A 19,551-nucleotide genomic window follows, 5' to 3' on the forward strand; every position below is an offset into this window, starting at 1 on the left:
CCGGGGCTCGCGACGCTGCGGCGCCGCGCGCCGCGGCCCGGGCGGCGCCGTGCGCTCACTGCGTGCGGAGGATGACGTGGTAGCCGAAGGCCGTCTCGACGAGGTCGCTCACCTCGCCGACCTTGATCTTCTCGAGGCCCGCCTGGAACTCCGGGACCATCGCGCCCTTCGGGAACTTGCCGAGGTCGCCGCCGCGCTTGTCCGCGCCCGGCTCGTCCGAGTACTCCTTCACGATGTCCGCGAACTTGCTCGGATCGGCCTTGGCCTTCGTCATGGCCTCGGTCGCGCGGGCCTTGGCTTCGTCCTTGGTGCGCTCGATGGTCGGGGGCGCTCGGCGGCTCCCCTTGTACATGACGAGCAGGTGCTTCGCGCCGAACATCTCCCTCGGCGCCTGCGCCGCCTGCGCAGGGCGGGGCGTGGGAGCGGGCGGCGGAGCGGCGGCGGTGGCGTGCTCGTGCTCGTCGGGCTCCGGGGCGACGGGGGCCGCGAGCCGGGCGAGCGGCGTCGTGTTGAACATGCCGAAGAAGCCGAGGAGGCCGATCAGCACGAGCGCGCTCAGCACGGCGTGCGGCGCCCACCAGTACGGATCTTCCGGCTCCGAGCCGTCGTCCTCTGCGTCGTCGTCGTCGTGCGCGTGGCCGTGGCCACGGCCGCGGGCCGCGGTGGCCTTCGCCTCTTCCTCCTCGCCGTCGTCGTTGCCTTCGTCGGCCGACCCGGCCTCGTCGTCGAGGTCCTCGTCGTCCTTGGCCCTGTCCTTCTCGCTCGTCTTGCTCATAAAGCTTCCCTGATCCGGGCCCCGGCCCTTAGCACGCGACCACGCCGGCCGTCAGCCGATCTCCGCCCACGCGCTCGTGAGCACCGGATCGGGGCGTTCCTTGACAGAGGTGACCACCGCGACCTTGCCGCCGGCCAGCGCCCAGCCCCGCGTGATGAGGGTGTCGCCCGGCCACACCGGCTTGCGGAACTGCGCGCCGTACGCCCGCAGCCGGCTCGCGTCGCCGCCCGCCGCCTTCTGGATGATCGCGCGCGCCGCGAAGCCGTACGTGCAGAGGCCGTGCAGGATGGGGCCTTGCGTGAAGCTCGCCTTCGCCGCGACCTCCGGATCGGCGTGCAGCGGGTTGTCGTCGCCCGAGAGCCGGTACAGCAGCGCCTGCTCGGGCGTCGTCGCCTGCTCGACGACCCAGTCCGGCTCGCGGTCCTTCGGCACGGGGGCCTCCGACTCGGCGTGCGGCGGGCGCGGCCCGCCGAAGCCGCCGACGCCGCGCACGATGATCGACCACACCGTGTCGAAGAGCGGCTCGCCGTCGAGCGTCGTCTTCGTCTCGACGATCACCTGCGCGAACTTCTTGAGGTCGTAGATGCCCGTCAGCGTGGCGGTCGTGAACAGCGTCCCGCTCGTCGGGAGGGAGCGGTGCACCCGGAGCGTCTGCCCTCCGTGGACGATGAGCGCCAGCTCGGCCCCGGCCGCCTCGAGCGCCTCGAACACCGTCCCCTGGGAAGGGATCACGCCGAACGTCGGGTAGACCTTCATGCCGCCCGGCGTGCCCTCGTACAGGTACTCGAGCTCCTCGCGCTTGGCGCCGATCCCGAGCGCGTAGGTGGCCAGGGTCTTCCAGTTGAAGGTGAACGCGCTGGGCTGGGTCGTGTAGCCGACCTTCGAGAGATTCAGCGGCATCGGGGGCTCCTCGCAGGATGGAAACGGCCGGGCAGGCGTACCGACCTGGCGATGTCGCGTCAACTGCCGCCCGCCGAGCGGAGCGCGGCGTCACAGCGTGCGGCGCTGCCGGCGGCGCCCGGCGCGGCGTCAGAGCGCGAGGCGGTACGCGATCAGGACGCCGATGTTGAACATGTCGACGCGCTGGGAGAGCGAGGCGAGATCGCCGGTCGGGGAGACCTTGCGCTTCTCGGGGAGGAACCAGCTCGAGTAGCGGATGTGGCTCCCGACGCTCCAGTTGTCGGCGAAGGCCCAATCGCCGCCGAACGCGAGGCCGGCTGCGACGCCTTCGGTGCCGATCGTCGCCGCCCTGGGCCCGACATACGCCGTGTCCGAGTAGGGATTGCGATCGGCCTCGACCGACCACGAGTCGTTGACAACGACGCCGCCGATCGTCACGCCGGCCCACCACTCCGAGCTGTGGATGCGGAGGGCGTAATAGCGAAACAGCCCATCGAGCATGAAGTAGCTGCGCGCGTGATCGCGCTCGAGGCCGCGCGCGCCGCGCGCGGCGTCGGAGGTCAGCGTCGCTGCCCAGAAGATGCCTGCGCCGAAGCCGATGTCGCGCCAGCGGTAGAGGTTGTGGATGCCGAGGGAGACGCTCGTCTCGCCCTGCTCGCAGGCGCCCGGAGACACCGAGACGGGGCAGACGTCGGCGCCAGGGAGCGTCATCACGCCGCTGCTCACCTCCACCATGGTGTAGGGGAAACCGCGCTCGCGCGCGGCGACCGCGCGGCGGGCGGCCCTGCTCTCGTCGGCGCGGCCGGGGGCGGAGAGCAGGAGCGCGACGAGCGCGGCTGCGCATGCGGCGCCGCGCGAGCGCACGCTCGTCGCTCGCGCGCTGTCACGCCCCGCCGTTGCTGCCCGGCCGACCTGCCCGGCGCGGGCGTCGGAGGGCGCTTGCGACGTCGGGTACCGGCCGCCTGGACTCACGTTCTCTGGATTATAGCCATGGACCCGTCGACGAGGGGAGCGGCGAGGCGGCGTCCGTGGGCAGCGGCGGCGGCGAGGGAGGCAGGACCGGCGCTGGCGCGGCGCTGGCCGGCGGCGAGGCAGCGCCGGTGCTGTCGGGCGAACCCGCGCCTCCCGGCGTCGGGGACGGGGCCGGCGCGCCCCGGGGGACGGGCGCCGGCGGCTGCCCCTGAGGAGCGCCGCGGCCCTCGGCCGGCGCGGGGCGGCGCGGCGCAGGCCTGCGGTCGGCGCCTGCGGCCTGTGTCCCCGAGCTCTGTGGAGCGACCTGAGGGGGCGGCGCCGGGGCGGCGCCCGGCGGGCCCCCGGAGAGCTCGGCGACGAGGTGCTGGGCGGTGGTGAGCGCCGGCTGCAGCTCGAGCGCGAGCTTCGCGAGCTGGATGGCGCCGGCCTTGTCGCCGGCGTATTTCCGCCCGAGGGCGTCGGCGACGATGCGCTCGGACGACTCGCGGCGGAGCTCGGCGAGGCGCGCGTCTCCTGGCCACCGCGCGAGCGCCTGCGAGACGATCTCCTTGACGTTCTCGCGGGGCGGGGTGTCCCAGGCGTGCCTGCCCATGCAGTCGCGCGCGCGCTCGATGTGCCCTTCGATGGTGTCGCGCGCGGACGGCCCCCCGAAGGCGCCGAGGTGCCGCCCGCCGAGGAACACGACGAACCCCACCGCGCTGGCGCACGCGAGGAGGGCGGTCGCGCGCGCGATCATCGCCCGACGGGGGAGCGGCCGCGCGGCGGACTCGACGCCTTGCATGGTCGACGGGACCGGCGCAGCGTCGCGCATGGGATCGATGCCGAGGCCGATCGCCGTGCGCGCGGGCTCGTCCGCCGCGCCGCCGTGGCGAGCGGGGCTCCACGATGCGCGCGCTCCGGCGTCGAGCCGCTCCGCCGGTTCGGCCAGCGCGCCGCCGAACCGCGCGCCGCTCGAGGGCCGCTCGGCCTGGGACGAGGCTGCGAGCGGCGTTGTCCACGAGGGCGCCGAGCTGAACGAGCTGGACGAAGCGCGCTCGGCGCCGCTGGAGGAGGAGGAGCGCTCCTCCTCGCGGCGATGCGACGCGGGGTCGCTGTAGCGCGCAGCATCGCCGCCCGGGAGGCGGGGCTCGAGGTCGCCGATGTGGGCGCTCTCGAGCGTCGGCGCGGCGATGCCGCCGATCTGGGCGGCGAGCGCGGGGGAGAGATCGAGCGATTTGGTGCGCGACTTCGAGGCCAGCTTCATGACCGCGCTGGCGCGCAGGAGCCCGGGCTGGGCGGCGATCTCCTCGGGGTCGAGCCCGCTCGCCCGGACGGCGAGGGCGAGGTCGCGGCCGAGGGCGCGCGCGTCGGAGGCCCGGTCCGAGGGCTTCTTGGCGAGGTTCTGCATCACGATCCGCGCGATGGGCTCGGGCACGTAGCTGGAGCGCGCGATGCTGCGCAGGTCCGCCGGCGGGGCGTGCGTGTGCTGGACGAGGAGCGCGACCGGCGAGTCGCCCTCGAACGGGGCGCGCCCCGCGAGGCACTGGTACAGCATCGTCGCGATGGAGTAGACGTCCGCCGGCGGACCGACCCGCTGCCCTTCGGCGCCTTCGGGCGAGATGTACTTGGCGGTGCCGAAGATGAGCCCCGCCTGGGTGGTCATCGCCTTGTCGGCCCAGTCGAGGCGGGCGATGCCGAAGTCGAGCACCTTCACGTAATCCGGGTCCTCGCTGCGGCGGACGAGCATGATGTTCTCGGGCTTGAGATCCCGGTGGACGATGCCCTGCGCGTGCGCCTCGCCGACCGCGTCGCACACCTGGAGGGCGATGTGGAGCGCCCTCGGGAGCGGCAGCGCCTCGCTCTCGCCGCCTGCCCCTGCCGCGGCGAGCGCGGAGAGCAGCGAGATGCCGTCGAGGTGCTCCATGACGAGGTAGAGCTCGCCGCCGATCCGGGGGTCGGCGGTCGGGGGCACGCTCCCGGTCATGAGGACCTGGACGACGTTCGGGTGGACCAGCCGGCTCGAGATCTTGGCCTCGCGGTGGAAGCGGCTCACGAGCTCTGCGTTGCTGCTGAGCTCGCGGTGGAGGATCTTCACGGCCACGTCGCGCTCGATCCCGGCCTGGAAAGCGCGGTAGACGCGGCCCATCGAGCCGATGCCGATGAGGTGGCGGGTCTGGATCTGCCCGCCGAGCGTGATGCCCACGTACGGGTCGCGCTCCGCGGCGCCGAACGTGGGGCTCTTGCGCGAGCTCGCGAGCGGGGTGCCGTCGCGCGGGCAATAGAGGACGCCCGCGTCGTAGCGCTCGCCGCACGAGGGGCAGCTCTTCGCGGGGGACGGCTCCATCGACGGCGCTGATCCTAGCACCGCTCCCGCCATAAATTCTCGGACGGAGCGGCGTTTCGGCGCGCCGCGGCGCCCGAGGACGCTCGGACGTGGACCGACCGGCGCCTTGCGACTACGGTCGCGGCGTGAGCGGTTCCAAGGCGAGTGCAGCACGGGCGCGCAACGGCAGAGGGCGCGGCAACGCGGGTGCCGCCCCTGCGCCCGCCGCGCGCCAGGCCGCCCCCTCGCCGGCCCGGGAGGTCGCCTCGCCGGCCCGGGAGATCGCCTCGCCGGCGGCCGACGCAGGGCCGCGCGAGGGCGAGTACGTCGTCACGCTTCCCACGTTCGAGGGGCCGCTCGACCTGCTGCTTCACCTCATCCAGCAGCACGAGCTCGACATCCTCGACATCCCCGTGAGCTTCGTCACGGAAAAATACCTCGAGTACCTGAAGCTCATGCGGTCGCTGTCGATCGACCTCGCGAGCGAGTACCTCGTGATGGCGGCGACGCTGACGCACATCAAGTCGAAGATGCTGCTGCCGAGCGTGCCTGCGGGGCAGGACGACGACGGGATGCCGGGCGAGGAGGAAGATCCGCGGGCGGAGCTCGTCCGGCGGCTCCTTGAGTACCAGAAGTACAAGGTCGCCGCAGCCGACCTGGCCGAGCGCGGGACGCTCGGGCGCGACGTGTTCACGCGCGGCATGAGCGAGAGCGAGGTGCCCAAGGGCCCGGCTCCGTTCGCGCAGACGGCGATCTTCAGCCTGCTGGACGCCTTCGAGCGGGTGCTGAAGCGGACGAACGTCCAGATTGATCATGAGGTCGTCTTCGATCGCATCAGCATCACGGATCGCATCGTCGAGCTCACGGAGAAGCTCTCGGCGCGGCGCGCCATGCGGTTCGAGGATCTGCTGCTCGACAGCGTCTCGAAAGGGGGCGTGATCCCGCGCTTCGAGGTCGTGATCACGTTCCTGGCCGTGCTCGAGATGTGCAAGCTGAGGCTCATCCGGGTCCACCAGACGGACCCGCTGGCGCCCATTCACATCCAGCTCGCGGTCGCCGATGGCGCGCCGGTGGTGTTTGACGGCTCCGAGGACGGCGTGCCGATGGCATTTGACGGCTCCGAGGACGGCGCGCCGGCGGCGGAGCGGATCGAGACGGCGGGGAGCGAGGAGGCAGGAGCGCCGCCTGCTGCCGCCGAGGGCGAGATCGCGGAGGCCGTCGAGGTGGGGCGAAGCGAGCCGGCCGGGCCGGAGCTCGTCGAGCCGGCCGAGCCGACGAACGGAGCGCCGTCGGGAGCGGAGCCCGCGGGGGCGCCGAGCGTCGCACCGGAGAGCCTGGAGCCGGTCGAGCCCGTGGAGCAGGTGGAGGACGTCAGCGCCGAGGCGGCAGAACCGGAGCCCGCGGAGGCAGCGGAGGAGTCGAGCCGCGAGCCGGCATGGTCGGAGCTGGCCGAGCCTGTGGAGCCGCTGGAGGACGTCAGCGCCGAGGCGGCAGAACCGGAGCCCGCGGAGGCAGCGGAGGAGTCGAGCAACGAACCGGCGTGGTCGGAGCTGGCCGAGCCTGTGGAGCTTGTGGAGCCGCTGGAGGACGTCAGCGCCGAGGCGGCAGAACCGGAGCCCGCGGAGGCGGCGGACGAATCGAGCAGCGAACCGGCGTGGTCGGATCTGGCCGAGCCAGCTGAGGAGCTGGCCGAACCAGCTGAGGAATCGAGCGGTGAAGCATCGGCGACGGACCTTCCCGTGGCCGCGGAGGAGACGAGTCGTGCGGACGCCGTCCCAGCGGGCGAGCCTGCGATGGAAGCGGTGGAAGGTGATGCCGACCCGGCTCCGGGAGAGGCGGAGCGCGATGCTGCCGTGGACCCGAACGCGCACTCGGCCGCAGAGGACTTCGCAGCGCCGCCGGCAGAGGTGGATGAGGTAGACGCAGGGAGTGGCCGTGACGGTGGCTGATGCCGCGGCGAAGCGGCGGCGCATAGCAAAGACGACGACAGGACAGGGCGCATCGGCGCGGCTGAGGGCGGCGGCGCACGCATGGCTCGGCGGAACGAAGCGACCGAGGGGCGGGAAGAAGGAGCCGCGTGCGCCGAAGACGACAGGGCAGGGCACGCCGGCGAGGGCGAGCGCGCAGGCCACGCCGGCGCGGCTGAGGGCAGCGGCGCACGCGTGGCTCGGCGGAACGAAGCGACCGAGGGGCGGGAAGAAGGAGCCGCGCGTATCGAGAGGGACGCGGCAAGATCCGGTCGCTCGCTTCCGCGCTGGCGCATGGGACCAGCTCGGTCATCCGGCGCGCCGCGCTGACGTTCCTGTCCGGAGCGCGACCACGGCGCCCGGGCTCTCTGCCGTCGCGCGCAAGCACCTGAAGGGAGTGCTGGAAGCGCTCATCTTCGTGGCGGAGCGACCGGTGCCGGCCCGGGAGCTCGCGCGTTCGGCGAATGCAGAGCACCGCGTCGTGCGAGAGTTGCTGGCCGAGCTCGTCGCGGAGTACGACGGGCGAGGGTTTCGCCTGGACGAGGTCGCCGGAGGGTATGTCTTTCGCACGAGCGCCGCATTTGCGCCCTTCGTTCGCGAGGTGACAGAGCAGAAGCCGGTCAAGATGTCTCGCGCCCAGACCGAGACGCTCGCGATCGTCGCGTACCGGCAACCGATCACGCGGCCCGAGATCGACGAGATCCGCGGCGTGGACTCCGGCGCGGCGCTCAAGTCGCTCCTGGAGCGTGATCTCGTGAGGATCCTGGGCAAGAAGGACGAGCCTGGGCGCCCGATGCTGTACGGCACGACGGCGCAGTTCCTCGAGTTCTTCGGCCTGAAGGCGCTCGGCGAGCTGCCCACCCTGCGCGAGTTCACTGAGCTGACCGACGAGTCGCGCCGCGCCTATGAGCGCGAGCTCGGCGAAGAGCCGCCCGAGACGGGGGTGGTGACGTCGGGACAGGAGAGCTTCGCCGGCGCGGAGGGATCGATCCGGACGAGCGTCGCCGCCAGTGCGGGGGAAAACCTATCGGAAGACGTCGGCGCGTCGTCTGCTGCGCCGCGGGAGGGAGAGGTCGCGATGGAAGCAAGGGAAGACGAAATGCCTGAAGAGATCTCTGTCGTGGGAGCGGACGCAGCGCTTGGTGAGGCTGCTGAGAAGGACGCTTTCCAGCACGCCAACGATGTCGCGGATGAACAGCGCGACGAGGATGAAGACGACGAAGACGAGGAGGAGGACGACGAAGACGAGGAGGGCGACGAAGACGACGAAGACGAGGAGGAGGGCGACGAAGACGAGGAGGAGGGCGACGAAGACGAGGAGGAGGACGACGAGGACGAAGACGAGGAAGACGAAGATGACGAGGAGGAAGAGGACGACGAGGACGAAGACGAGGAAGACGAAGATGATGAAGACGAGGACGACGAAGATGACGAGGACGATGACTGAACGTTCATCCTCGTCTGCGCGTCCAGCGCGTCGCCCCGCCGCTCACGGCGGTGGAGCATCCGTCGGATCGGGATAGGCCTCGGCCAGCTTCGTTGCGGCGCTCCTCAGCTCGGGGTGGGCGAGGAGCTTGCGGAAGAGCCGCCAGAGCTCGGGATCGGCGAGCATCTGGAGCGGCGAGGCGGCGACCTGTTTCCTCTTCTTGCGGGGGATCGCCTCCGGACCTTTCCGTCGCAGATCCTCCATCATCCCCACGAAGCGCTTCGTGGGGAAGAGATCTCCGTGCTCCCACGCGAGCACGGTCTCCTGCTCGATGCCCAGCGCTCCGGCGAGCTCGCGGGCCGTGCAGCCGAGCTCCTGCCGGAGCTTCTTGATGTCCTCGGGGGCCATGCGGGGCGAGGGTAGCGGCCTCGAAAAAAGAAAGCGACGTCGAGCAACCGGCCGCGAGCTCCCGCCGAACTCCGCGTCATGACCCATCGTTGCCCGATTCACCCCTCGTGGACCTCCCGCGCGTTACGCTCACTGCCGCTTGCGCTCGCGCCGCTCGTGGCCTCACCCCTGTCCTGCGCGCCGGAGCTCGTCGTCCCCCCGCAACTCGATGAGGGCGGTGACGAAGAGGACGCCGACGTCGCTGGCCCCGCAGACGCCGGCCCCGAGCTCCAGATCGAGCCCACCGCGCCGCTGGACGCCGCGCCTCCGGTGCTGCGGGCGCGCGTGCTCCTCCCCGGCGCCGCTCTCGAGAGCGTCGATCCCGCCCGTGCGCTGGTCGTCCGCGGCAAGCTCAGCGCGGCGCATCTCCGGCAGATTGAGCGAGGCGAGCTGTCGACGGCGCTGTCGGAGCGCGTCGTCCCCTCGATCGCCTGGCTGAACGGGACGCCCCCTGGCGACCTCTCGCTGACCGTGGCGCCGCTCGCCCCGCTCGCGCCCGGGGAGACCTACGCCATCGCGAGCGGCAGCCCTGTGTTCTCGCACCATATCCAGATCGCCACCGAGGGCTCGCCGCCCGTGCTCTCACGGCTCTGGCCGCCGCCCGACGCCGGCGCGACCCTCGGCCTGGGGGTGTGGTGCGGCGACGCGCCCCTCCCGGAGGTGGTCGCCGCGGCGACACTCGCGCCAGGCGGACCGACGGGCGAGCTGCGCCGCGGCGCCGTCGACGACATCGGCGCGCGCTGCCTGCGCTTCGAAGGGGAGCCAACCGCCACGGCGCCGCCCGACACCGACGGCCTGCGCCTCGTGGGGCCTCCGGTCGCGCTCCCGGGAGAGCCGGCGGCTGTGAGCCTCGATCCGCGTCCATTTGTGCTGGAATCGGATCCGCTTCCAGCCATCGCGACGGTGTGCGCGCCGGACGAGCTCGCGCTCGGGCCGGGCTGTGCTCAGATCGCCGACGATCGGATCCTCGTTCGTTCGGCGGATGCGCCGCTGCTCTGGGCGATCGCGGGCGCGGGGCTCGACGAAGTCCTCGCGGTGCGGCCGGGCGAGCCGTTCGTCCTCGCTCCACTGCCGCCCTTGAGCCCCGTCGAGCTCGCCATTGCGACCGTCGACAACGCCGGGGTCGTGGAGCGCCGGACGTTCTCTGCCATGACGCTCGCCCCCATGCCCCATGTGATCATCAACGAGGTGCTGGCAAACCCCGTCGGGCCGGAGCCAGGACAGGAGTGGGTCGAGCTCTACAATGACGGTGACGTCCCTGCTGAGCTCACAGGGGTTGTACTCGCCGATGTGGGTGGTGAGACCGAATTGCCCCCTATTTCCCTCATGCCCGGCGCGTACGCTCTGGTCGTCAACGAGGACTACGTTTCTGATGATGAGCTCGATCCTCCGTCTGCTCCCGAGACGCTTCTTCTCCGCGTGCCAAAACTTGGCAACCACGGGCTGTCGAACTCGGGAGAACCGCTCAAATTGAAGGATCAAGGAGGTGCTGTCTTGTCCAGGTCGCCCGCCGCGCCCACGCCAAAGCCGGGAATGAGCCTGGCCCGCGTCGCTCCGCACGCTCCAGACGGCTCGGCTGGCTCCTTCGCGACCAGCTGGCCGACGCCCGGTCGCGTGAACATAATGAACAAGGAGATCCCCTGAAGGATGGGGAGTTTGCCTCCGCGCGGGGCGAACTCGCCCCGGGGCCGAGAAAATTCGAGCAAAGCGGGTGACGGACCCGTCTATGAGAGCTAGGTTTCAATCGAGTAGACAGACGGGTGGGGGGGCCGCCACCTGAGGAGACGCTGCCGCGCTGTGAACGCGAGCTGTGCGGCAGGTGCCTTTCGCGTGGAGTTCGGCGATGGCTGGTGTTCGTGAAAAGCTGTTGACGGCATCGGACCTCGCAGCCTTGTGCGAGGTCGACTTGAAGACAATCCATAACTGGGTAGATCGAGGGAGGATTGCCCATTTCCGTACGCCGGGGAGACACTTGCGCTTCAAGGCTGCGGACGTGGCCGAGTTCCTCCGGGCATGGGGCTATTCGGTGCCCCGGGAGCTCGCCAAGGCGACCTCCAAGTCGATGATGGCCATCGGCACCAAGGATACGATGGCCCACGTGGCGCGAGCCCTCGGGGAAGGCGTGCCCATCCGGCACGCGAGCCACCCGTATGACGCGCTGATCTTCGCGGGGGCGGACCCCGCGGACGTGTACATCGTCGACGTGCGGGCGGTGTCCAGCGACGTGGACGTCCCCTCCCTCTTCGAGGCGCTCCATCGAGCGAACTCGCAGGGGACGTTCGTCGCTTTGTCGGATGAGCCGATCAGCCTGCCGTCGTTCGTCGGCCGGATCGGCCGAAGCGACGCGCAGCAGCTGAAGGGCTTCCTCATGCCCGACGCGGCCGCGCAGACGGCGGCGCCGCTCCAGGCGGCGAGCGGTCCGGCGTCGGAAGAGCCGCCGCGGAGCCTCGCCGCAGGCGGGTCTTCACGCTGAGCCAGGGCCCCGGCCGTCCTACGCCCGGCAGAAGAGGCTGGGCTAGGACGGCCGGTCGCGCCCGAGGAGACTCCGCCAGGAGCCGCAGCACGGCCGTAGCAGTGCAGAGCGAGCCGCTGAGGTCAGAACCCCCTCCCGCAGCACAACCCGGGGCCGGTTGATGGGTCGCTCGCAACCCCGCTGCAGAGTCCGCGTCGGCGTCTCCTGGAGGAAGACGCGCTCGAGGAGCATGGCTCCTCGGGCGGAGGCGCTTCAGCTTCCAGCGATGGTCATGGAGGAGACCCGGAACGTCGGCGAGCACGTCGACGTCCGGAGATCGAGGTCGTCCCCGACGGCGTCGATCCGCTGCAAGAGCTCGTCGAGGTTCAGCGAGATGGTCACCTCGCTCACGGGGTAAGCGAGCTCTCCGTTCTCGATCCAGAAGCCGGACGCACCCCGGGAGAAGTCGCCGGTCACGGCGTTGAAGCCGAAGCCCATCATCTCGGTGACGTACAGCCCGCGCGGCGTGGAACGCACGATCTCCGCCGCTGGCGTGGAGGTGGGCTGGAGGAGGAAGTTCGACGTGGACGGCCCGACGCCGCCGCCAGCGCCGCGCGAGGCGCTGGCGGTCGGCGGGCGCTTGAGCTTCCGGCCGCTGTAGCTGTCGCAGAGGTAAGTCTTCAGGACGCCTTGCTCGACCACGACGTTGCGCCGGGCGAGGAGGCCCTCGCCGTCGAACGGGCGCGAACCGGGCGCGCGCGGGATCAGCGGATCGTCGACGATCGTGATGAGATCGCTGGCGATGCGCGTCTCCTCGCGGCCGACGAGGTAGCTCGACTTGCGCCAGATCGAGCTGCCCATGATGCAGGAGCCGAGCAACCCGAGCATCGACCGGGCGACGTCCGGGTCGAAGACGACGGGCGCCTCACAGGTCGGCACCTTGCGGGCGCCGAGCTTGCGCAGCGTCCGGCGCGCCGCCTCGCGGCCCACGGCGTCCGGGGCGTCCAGGTCGGCGAGGTGGCGCCGGCCGGTGAAGTAGAAGCCGCGGCGCTTCTTGTCGCCGCTGTCGTCGGCGACCGGGGAGACAACGAGCTGCGCGTACGAGCCGGCGAAGCCGCCGCGGAACCCGCCGGACAGGACGAGGGCGAAGGCGCCCGCGCTCCGCGAGAACGTCGCGCCCTCGCTGTTCGTGATGCGCGGGTCGGCGTCGCGCGCGGCCTGCTCGCCTCGGCGCGCGATGTCGATCGCCTGCGCGGCCGTGACCTCCCCGCCGGAGGGATCGTAGAGATCGAGCGCGGGGAAGGGCCCCTTGGCGATGAGCTCCGGATCGGCGGGGCCGGCGAACGCGTCCTCCTGGGAGATGTCGGCGAGCTCCAGCGCGTCCGCCACGAAGCGATCGATGCCGCGGGGCGTGAGGTCGGACGTCGAGGTCAGCGCGACGCGCTGCTTCTTGATGATCCTCATGCCGAGGCCCTTGTGGACGGCCTCCTCGACGAGCTCGGGCTCGCCGAGGCGCACCTTGGTGGTGAGCTCGGAGCCGGAGCGGGCGATCGCCTCCGCGACGTCGGCGCCGCCCTTCCTGGCGCGCGTCACGACCTGCTCGGCGAGCTCCATGAGTTCCTCGACCTGCTGCTCCACGCGGGCTCGTTCGGACATGGGGCGACAGGGTGGTGGAGCGGGCTGGCTCCGTCAACGCGGTGACGCGGTCGCCTCCCGGGGCGCTCCCCCCCCCCCGCGCGCGGGATCCCCGCGCGCGGGGAGGCGTCTCAGCCCGGCCGGTTGGAGCGCCCGCCGCTACCGACGCCGAGCCGCCGCTGAGGGCGTGCCGAGGCGGGCCGGGGCGGAACGACCTCAGGCGCCGGCTCGCTCGGGGCGGCGCGGGGGCGCGCGCCGGGGGAGGGCTCGGCCTTCGGCCCGCCGCCCGTGGGCTCGCGCCGGAGGAGGGCGCTCACGGTGACCGCGAAGCCGGCGGCCAGCATGGTGTACATCCAGAGGAGCGCATAGCCGAGCGGGCCGCCGGCGACCGGGTGGACGCCGAAGTCGCCCTCGACCTGCCGGTAGGTGCCGTCGAGCGCGAGCCGCCGGGACAGGGCTATGACGGCAAGCAGGGCGATCGACAGCGGCGCGCCGGCGAGGACGGCGAGCGCGCGGACCGCGCGCTGGGCGGTCCACCTGCCGCCAGCGCTCCCGGCGAAGCGATGCGCGGCGGCGAAGCCGGCGGGCACCGAGGCGGCATTGACGAGGACGAGCACGAGGTCGACGGCGGACGGGATGCGGCGCGTGTCGACGAGGTACGCGAAGCTCCAGTCAGGGGCGAACACGAGGAAGTACGCGCAGACCGGCGCGAAGACGAAGCAAGCGAACAGGGAGACGAGCGCGAGCGGCCGAGCGCGCGCGCCCGTCGCTAGCCGAGGCTCCGCCGCGCGCAGCGCGCCCAGGCGGTGAGGGGCTGCAGCGCTGAACCAGGCGAGCAGCGCGCCGAGAGCAAAGCCGACGAGGGGAGCGACGAAGGCGGGCACGCGGCGCCGAAAGTAGTCCTGTCGCCCCCTCCTGAGCAAAGTGCCTGGACCTTTTCCTGACCAGGACGGCTCGAGCGGCCCACGCCAGGGCTCTTCCGGGCGCGGCTGGGCAGGCGGGGCGGAACGTTTGCCCTGGGGACGCCGCCGCGCTAAGCGGCTGCGCACATGGAGCCGCGCCTCGTCCGGGAGATGCTTGAGCGCGTTCGGACCGGCGAGCTTGCCGTCGAGGAGGCGCTCGATGCCCTCCGGGGGCTGCCTTTCCGGGACCTGGGCGTCGCGACCGTCGATCACCACCGCGCGCTCAGGCAGGGCGTCCCCGAGGTGATCTTCGGCGAAGGGAAGACACCCGAGCAGATCGCCCTGATCGCCGGGGAGATCTCGGGGGCAGGCCAGAACGTGCTCGTGACCCGGGTCGACGCCGCGAAGGGCGCGGCGGTCTCTGCGCTCGTGCCCGCGTTCCGTTATGTGCCCCTCGCGCGGACCGGCAGCATCGAGGTCGCGCCGCCGCCGAAGCGCGCCGCCGGGACGGTCGCCGTCGTGACGGCGGGCACGAGCGATCTCCCGGTCGCCGAGGAGGCCATCGAGACGCTGCGCGCCGTGGGCCTCGAGGCGAAGCGGCTGTACGACGTGGGGGTCGCGGGGCTGCACCGCTTCCTCCATCGCGTCGAGGAGCTGCGCAAGGCGTCGGCGGTGATCGTTGTCGCGGGCATGGAAGGCGCGCTGCCGAGCGTGGTCGGCGGGCTCGTGGCGGCGCCGGTCATCGCGGTGCCGACGTCGGTCGGCTACGGCGCTGCCCTGGGCGGCTTCACCGCGCTCTTCGGCATGCTCACGTCGTGTGCCTCCGGCGTCGCCGTGGTCAACATCGACAGCGGCTTCGGCGCGGCGATGGTGGTGCATCGCATGTTGCCGAAGGAGTAGCGCGGAACGAGCGCGACCGCGGGAGCGCCGCGCCGCGAAGGCGCCCGGGGAACGGAGAAGGCGAGAGATGGGACACGGGCACGATCACGACCACGCGCACGGGGATGTGCACGGAGGCCATCACCACGACGAGCACGCGCACGGAGACGAGCACGCGCACGGAGGCCATCACCACGACGAGCACGCGCACGGAGACGAGCACGCGCACGGAGGCCATCACCACCACCACGCGCACGGAGACGAGCACGACCACGGGCACGCGCACGGAGGGCACGACCATCCGCGCGCGCCGCTCCTCGAGGAGGGCGCGGGCGCGGGCAAGGTCCTGTTCTTCGACGCGTTCAGCGGGATCGCGGGCGACATGACCATCGCCGCGCTGCTCGATCTCGGGGTGCCCCTCCTCGTCATCGAGCGCGCCGTCGCCGCGCTGCCGCTCGATGGGTTCCACCTGCACCGTGGGCACGCCCATCGGAGCGGCATCGTGGCGACCTCGTTCGACGTGCACGTCGAGGCGCAGCAGCCGGAGCGCACCTACGGATCCATCGACGCCATGCTCGCCGCCGCGCCGCTCGATCCACCCGTCGCCGCGCTGGCACGCCGGATCTTCCGGCGCCTCGGCGAGGCGGAGGCCGCCGTGCACCGCATCCGCCTCGAGGACGTGCACTTCCACGAGGTCGGCGCCGTCGACGCGATCGTCGACATCGTGGGCTCCGCCGCGGCGATCGTGCACATCGGGGCGGAGGTCGTCGGATCGCCGCTGCCCATGGGGCGCGGGTTCGTGAAGGCGCGGCACGGGATCCTCCCGCTGCCGCCGCCCGCGGCGGTCGCGTGCCTCCGCGGCGTCCCGACCTACGGCGTCGAGCTCGACGCCGAGCTGGTCACGCCCACCGGCGCGGCCATCATCGCCACGCTGGCGACCCGGTTCGAGCGCTGGCCGACGTTCGCCCCCGATCGGATCGGCTTCGGCGCCGGTCAGCGCGAGCTGCCGGACCGCCCCAACCTGCTGCGGGTCGTGCTCGGGACGCGCACGGGCGGCGAGGAGAGCGTCGGCAGCGCGTCGCACGTGCTCGTCGAGGCGAACGTCGACGATCTGACGGGCGAGGTGGCAGGGCACGCGATCGAGGCGCTGTTCGCGGCGGGCGCGCTCGACGCCTGGGCGGTGCCGATCACCATGAAGAAAGGGCGCCCCGCCCTGACGATCGCCGCGCTCGCGGCCGCCCCCCAGGCCGACGCCGTCGCGACGGCGCTGCTCCGCGAGACGACCAGCATCGGGCTACGGAAGATCCCTGTCGCGCGCACCGAGCGGCCGCGGCGGATCACCACCGTGCAGACGGCGTACGGAGCCATCCGGGTGAAGATCAGCGAGGGGCCGTTCGGGCCGCCGCAGATCAAGCCGGAGTTCGACGATTGCGCCGCGGCGGCGAGGACACACGGCGTGCCGGTGCGCGAGGTCGTCTCGGCGGCGCTGTCGGCCGCCAAGGGGTAACGCCGCGCCGCGCAGGTGCCGCCGCGAGGCGCCGTGCTCGCCGAGCGGCGCAGCGTGCGGCAGCGGTCAGTCGGGGCGCTGGATCGGGAGCGCCTCGGCCTCCCACGAGAGGAAGCCGCCCTCGAGGAACGCGACGGGCACGCCCTCCTCGGCGAGCTTCGCGGCGACGTCCTTCGACTTGTCGCCGGAGCGGCAGTAGAGCACCGGCGCGCCGGCCAGCATGTGGAGCTCGGCGAGCCGGCCCTCGATCTCCTCGATCGGGATGTGCACAGCGCCCGGGATGTGGGCGCGGCCGTAGGCGGGGGTCTCGCGCGTGTCCACGGGGACCACCTGGCCCTCCCGGATCAGCTGCGCCAGCTCGGCCGCCCGGATGGCGCCCTCGGCGCGCGGGAGGAAGGGATCGAGCAGCTCGCGGAGCTGCTTGCGGTTGAGGACGCCCTGCTCGGCGGCCACCGGGCGGCCTCGATGAAAGACCATGAACGTCGGGACGGCCTGGATGCGCAGCGTGGTGGCGATGCGCTTCGACCGGTCGATGTCGACCTTGACCACCTTGGCCTTGCCCTCGAGCTCGCGCGCGATGGCGTCGACCTCGGGCGCGACCGTCTTGCACGGCCCGCACCAGGTGGCGGTGAAATCGATGAGCACGGGCAACTCGCTGCGGAGCACCTCGCGCTCGAACTCCTGCTCGTTGATCTCGGGAACGGCCATGGCGGGCGAATTCATAGCGGGCCTTTCCTGCGAGATCGAGCGGCGCGAGGGCTCCGCCGCCGAGATCGCGGAGATGAAGGGGATTTTGCGCAATTTCGGCGCGCGAGAGCGCTGCACGGCCGGCGGCTGGCGCGCGGACGTACGGCCCCCGCGCCGTCAGCGCGGGACGCGCGCGCGGACGGTGCGTGCATCGATGGAGTCGCGCAGCGCGTCGGCGATGAGGTAAGAGCCGCCGACCGTCGCCAGGAGCAGCACGCCGGGGAAGACGAGCAGCCGGATCTCGCTCGGGTGCCGCGCCGCCTGGCCCAGCGTCTCCCCCCACGAGGCCACGCGCGCGGGCGCCCCCATCCCGAGGAACGAGATCGCCGCCTCGAGCAGGACCACGGACGCCACGCCGAGCACCGAGCTCACGATCACGGGGCCGAGCGCGTTCGGGAGAATGTGGCGGTAGAAGACGCGCAGCCGGGTGCTGCCGAGCGCGCGCGCGGCCATCACGTACTCCTCGCTCGACGCGCGCAGCACCTCGGCGCGCACGAGGCGCGCGATCTCCGCCCAGCGGACGAAGGCGACCGCGAGCACCAGCGACAGCGCGGAGGGCTCGCGCTCGATCGCCCGCACGATGGCCACGACGAGGATCGCCGGGAAGGTGTCGACCGTCTCGACGAGGCGGACGAGGCCGTCGTTCCAGACGCCGCGCAGCGTGCCCGCGAGTCCGCCGAGCACGACGCCGAGGAACATGCCCACGAGCACCGCGCTGAGCGAGAGGCCGAGCGCCGTGCGCGCGCCGTAGATCAGCCGCGCGGCGAGATCGCGGCTCTCGAAGTCCGTGCCGAGCGGGTGGTCGAGGGACGGCGACGCGTTCGGGCCGGCGTCGGTGCGCTGCTCCGGGCCGTAGCGGATGGGCGGCCAGATCGCGAAGCCCTCGAAGCGCACCCTGAGCTCGGCCTCGGTGAGCGAATCGAGCGTGGCGCCCTCGGTGACCGCGGGCAGGATCTCCGCGCCTTCCGGCCCGAAGCAGGCGATGGGCGCAGGGGCGGCGAGGAGCTCGGCGAAGATGGCGAGCAGGGCGAGGACGCCGAGCAGCACGGCGCCGATGGCGACGCGCTTGCTGCCGACCATCCGGCGGAGGAACGCCGTCGCGTGGGTCACGCCTCGCTCCTCCGCGAGAGCACCGCCGGGCCGAGCCGCGGATCGACGAGCACATAGGCGAGGTCGGTCGCGATCACGCCGAGCGCGGCGATCGCCGCGGCGCCGATCGAGATGGCCATGAGCCAGCTCACGTCGCGCGCCTGCACGGCGAGGAGCGTGAGCTCGCCGAGCCCGTGGAGCTCGAAGACGCGCTCGACGACGAACGCGCCGCCGAGCGCCATCGGCGGCTCGAGCATGGCGAGCGTCACGACCGGGAGCACGGCGTTGCGGAGCCCGTGGACGGCGATGGCGCGCGCGGTGCCGGCGCCGCGCGCCCGCGCGGCCCGGACGAAGTCCTGCGCGAGGACCGCGACGAGCGCGGCGCGCTGCTGCCGCGTCGGCGCGGCGACGAGCGAGAGCGCGATGAGGCACGTCGGCAGGAGCAGGGATCGCGCGCCGCCCGAGAGGAGCACGGCGGCCACGGCCACGACGGCGGTCGGGAGGACGGCGGCGGTGAGCACGGCGGCCGCGATCGCCGAGTCGCTCCGCCGGCCCTGCGAGGCCGCGCTGAGCGCGCCGAGCGGGATCGCCACGGCGTAGGCCAGCGCGATCGCCCCGAAGACGAGCGCGAGGGTGACGGGCGCGCGCCGCGCGAGCTCGTCGAGCACCGGCTCGCCGGTCGCCGCGACGCCGAGCCGGTGGGTGACCGCGCCGAGCGCCCACTTGCCGTAGCGGGTCTCGAGCACGGTCGCCGCGAGCTGCGCCGGGCCGGTGAACACCTCGAAGTCGCTGCGGTACACGTTCCAGAACGACCTCCACCGCGTGACGCACGCGCGGGCCTCCGCGAGGTCGTCGCCCGGGGCGATCCGGTCGTCGATCTCCGCGATGTGGGCCGCGACGTCGACGAGGGCGCGCGCCTGCTCGAGCGACTCGGCGTCGCGCGGCGGCTGCAGCGCGGCGATCACCGCCTGCAGGGCGAACGTGTCGAGCTCCAGCAGCTCGGCGGCGCGCGACGCGGAGCCGTAGCGGACCAGGCGCCGCACGGCGCTCCGCACCGACGCGCTCCGGAACTCGATGCCGCGGTCGTCCCAGAAGCGCGTCCAGAACGCGACAGCGTGCGCCGGGTCCGCGGCGTCGTCGGCCCGCGGCAGGCCCATCCGCGCCGCGACGGGCGCGAGCGCGAGCGCGACGCGGGTGCGCGGCTCGGGCGCGAGCGCGTCGAGCGGCAGGATGTGCGGCAGCGCGGCGCCGCCGAGGCGACGCAGCTCGTCGGCGGCGGCCGCGGCGTCGTCGCCGCCGGCCGCGATGGCCTGCGCGGCCGCGAGGGCGCGCAGGCGCACGTCGCGCGGCTCCAGGTTGATGAAGCGCGGCAGGTCGAGGAAGCGCTCCCGGCGGAGCCGCGCGAGCTCCGCGCTGGAGAGCGAGCTGGCGAGGAGCGGGTCGTCCGTCGGATCCGGGACGAAGGAGAGCACGAAGAAGGTCAGCAGCGAGACGCCGACGAGGGTCGGCAGCGTCCAGAGGAGCCTGCGGAGCGCGTGGCGGAGCATCTCT

At 72.6% G+C, this 19,551-nt stretch carries 16 protein-coding genes; 6 read left to right on the forward strand and 10 right to left on the reverse strand.

What is annotated here, in order from left to right; all coding sequences use genetic code 11:
* Positions 1 to 55: 55 nt before the first annotated feature.
* The 4 genes from WMF19_RS11660 to WMF19_RS11675 form a co-directional block, all read right to left on the reverse strand.
* Positions 56 to 775: a peptidylprolyl isomerase gene (locus tag WMF19_RS11660; protein ID WP_437328754.1), complete on the reverse strand. Its 720-nt coding sequence runs from the start codon at positions 773 to 775 to the stop codon at positions 56 to 58.
* Between the two features lie 51 nt (positions 776 to 826).
* Positions 827 to 1,675 carry a MaoC/PaaZ C-terminal domain-containing protein gene (locus tag WMF19_RS11665; RefSeq protein ID WP_437899151.1) on the reverse strand — a complete coding sequence of 283 codons (849 nt, stop codon included), beginning with the start codon at positions 1,673 to 1,675 and terminating at the stop codon, positions 827 to 829.
* Positions 1,676 to 1,804: 129 nt separating this feature from the next.
* Entirely contained in the window at positions 1,805 to 2,647 is an 843-nt protein-coding gene (locus tag WMF19_RS11670; protein WP_437899152.1) for a hypothetical protein, read from the reverse strand.
* A gap of 10 nt (positions 2,648 to 2,657) precedes the next feature.
* Positions 2,658 to 4,970 (reverse strand): serine/threonine-protein kinase, encoded by a 2,313-nt coding sequence (locus WMF19_RS11675; RefSeq protein WP_437899153.1) that lies wholly within the window; start codon positions 4,968 to 4,970, stop codon positions 2,658 to 2,660.
* 125 nt (positions 4,971 to 5,095) lie between these two features.
* Between WMF19_RS11675 and WMF19_RS11680 the strand changes: the two genes are divergently transcribed.
* Complete coding sequence (locus WMF19_RS11680; RefSeq protein ID WP_437899154.1) at positions 5,096 to 6,898, forward strand: segregation and condensation protein A; 1,803 nt, start codon at positions 5,096 to 5,098, stop codon at positions 6,896 to 6,898.
* Between the two features lie 415 nt (positions 6,899 to 7,313).
* The gene (gene scpB / locus WMF19_RS11685; protein WP_437901614.1) at positions 7,314 to 8,363 is read left to right on the forward strand and encodes an SMC-Scp complex subunit ScpB; all 1,050 of its coding nucleotides are present in this window, start codon (positions 7,314 to 7,316) and stop codon (positions 8,361 to 8,363) included.
* Positions 8,364 to 8,405: 42 nt separating this feature from the next.
* On the opposite strand, the gene WMF19_RS11690 is transcribed toward scpB, so the two are convergent.
* Positions 8,406 to 8,750: a helix-turn-helix domain-containing protein gene (locus WMF19_RS11690; RefSeq protein ID WP_272101711.1), complete on the reverse strand. Its 345-nt coding sequence runs from the start codon at positions 8,748 to 8,750 to the stop codon at positions 8,406 to 8,408.
* Between the two features lie 156 nt (positions 8,751 to 8,906).
* Here WMF19_RS11690 and WMF19_RS11695 point away from each other — a divergent pair, with 156 nt between their 5' ends.
* Entirely contained in the window at positions 8,907 to 10,433 is a 1,527-nt protein-coding gene (locus WMF19_RS11695; protein WP_437899155.1) for a lamin tail domain-containing protein, read from the forward strand.
* A 199-nt stretch (positions 10,434 to 10,632) separates the two neighbouring features.
* Positions 10,633 to 11,262, forward strand: a complete 630-nt coding sequence (locus WMF19_RS11700; protein WP_437899156.1) for a helix-turn-helix domain-containing protein — start codon at positions 10,633 to 10,635, stop codon at positions 11,260 to 11,262.
* Between the two features lie 252 nt (positions 11,263 to 11,514).
* Here the strand turns inward: WMF19_RS11700 and WMF19_RS11705 are convergent, their stop codons facing one another.
* Entirely contained in the window at positions 11,515 to 12,897 is a 1,383-nt protein-coding gene (locus tag WMF19_RS11705; RefSeq protein ID WP_437328762.1) for a TldD/PmbA family protein, read from the reverse strand.
* 110 nt (positions 12,898 to 13,007) lie between these two features.
* Entirely contained in the window at positions 13,008 to 13,760 is a 753-nt protein-coding gene (locus WMF19_RS11710) for a hypothetical protein (protein ID WP_437899157.1), read from the reverse strand.
* A 165-nt stretch (positions 13,761 to 13,925) separates the two neighbouring features.
* On the opposite strand from WMF19_RS11710, the gene larB reads away from it, so the two are divergent.
* Entirely contained in the window at positions 13,926 to 14,678 is a 753-nt protein-coding gene (gene larB, locus WMF19_RS11715; RefSeq protein WP_437899158.1) for a nickel pincer cofactor biosynthesis protein LarB, read from the forward strand.
* Positions 14,679 to 14,745: 67 nt separating this feature from the next.
* Complete coding sequence (larC, locus tag WMF19_RS11720) at positions 14,746 to 16,164, forward strand: nickel pincer cofactor biosynthesis protein LarC (RefSeq protein ID WP_437899159.1); 1,419 nt, start codon at positions 14,746 to 14,748, stop codon at positions 16,162 to 16,164.
* Between the two features lie 66 nt (positions 16,165 to 16,230).
* On the opposite strand, the gene trxA is transcribed toward larC, so the two are convergent.
* From trxA to WMF19_RS11735, 3 genes are all read right to left on the reverse strand, one after another.
* Positions 16,231 to 16,872: a thioredoxin gene (trxA, locus tag WMF19_RS11725; protein WP_044964524.1), complete on the reverse strand. Its 642-nt coding sequence runs from the start codon at positions 16,870 to 16,872 to the stop codon at positions 16,231 to 16,233.
* A 156-nt stretch (positions 16,873 to 17,028) separates the two neighbouring features.
* Positions 17,029 to 18,021, reverse strand: coding sequence for an ABC transporter permease (locus tag WMF19_RS11730; RefSeq protein ID WP_272101718.1), 993 nt, complete (start codon positions 18,019 to 18,021; stop codon positions 17,029 to 17,031).
* Complete coding sequence (locus WMF19_RS11735; protein ID WP_437899160.1) at positions 18,018 to 19,547, reverse strand: ABC transporter permease subunit; 1,530 nt, start codon at positions 19,545 to 19,547, stop codon at positions 18,018 to 18,020. The genes WMF19_RS11730 and WMF19_RS11735 overlap by 4 nt, the downstream gene beginning before the upstream one ends.
* Positions 19,548 to 19,551 lie beyond the last annotated feature (4 nt).

This window comes from Sorangium sp. So ce124 (genome assembly GCF_051525235.1).
Lineage (GTDB): Bacteria > Myxococcota_A > Polyangia > Polyangiales > Polyangiaceae > Sorangium > Sorangium atrum.

What these genes read in the sequence shown, in the direction of transcription:
- WMF19_RS11660 (WP_437328754.1), bottom strand. Translation starts at nt 775, where the DNA reads ATGAGCAAGACGAGCGAGAAGGACAGGGCCAAGGACGACGAGGACCTC.
- WMF19_RS11665 (WP_437899151.1), bottom strand. Translation starts at nt 1,675, where the DNA reads ATGCCGCTGAATCTCTCGAAGGTCGGCTACACGACCCAGCCCAGCGCG.
- WMF19_RS11675 (WP_437899153.1), bottom strand. Translation starts at nt 4,970, where the DNA reads ATGGAGCCGTCCCCCGCGAAGAGCTGCCCCTCGTGCGGCGAGCGCTAC.
- WMF19_RS11690 (WP_272101711.1), bottom strand. Translation starts at nt 8,750, where the DNA reads ATGGCCCCCGAGGACATCAAGAAGCTCCGGCAGGAGCTCGGCTGCACG.
- WMF19_RS11700 (WP_437899156.1), top strand. Translation starts at nt 10,633, where the DNA reads ATGGCTGGTGTTCGTGAAAAGCTGTTGACGGCATCGGACCTCGCAGCC.
- WMF19_RS11705 (WP_437328762.1), bottom strand. Translation starts at nt 12,897, where the DNA reads ATGTCCGAACGAGCCCGCGTGGAGCAGCAGGTCGAGGAACTCATGGAG.
- larB (WP_437899158.1), top strand. Translation starts at nt 13,926, where the DNA reads ATGGAGCCGCGCCTCGTCCGGGAGATGCTTGAGCGCGTTCGGACCGGC.
- larC (WP_437899159.1), top strand. Translation starts at nt 14,746, where the DNA reads ATGGGACACGGGCACGATCACGACCACGCGCACGGGGATGTGCACGGA.
- trxA (WP_044964524.1), bottom strand. Translation starts at nt 16,872, where the DNA reads ATGGCCGTTCCCGAGATCAACGAGCAGGAGTTCGAGCGCGAGGTGCTC.
- WMF19_RS11735 (WP_437899160.1), bottom strand. Translation starts at nt 19,547, where the DNA reads ATGCTCCGCCACGCGCTCCGCAGGCTCCTCTGGACGCTGCCGACCCTC.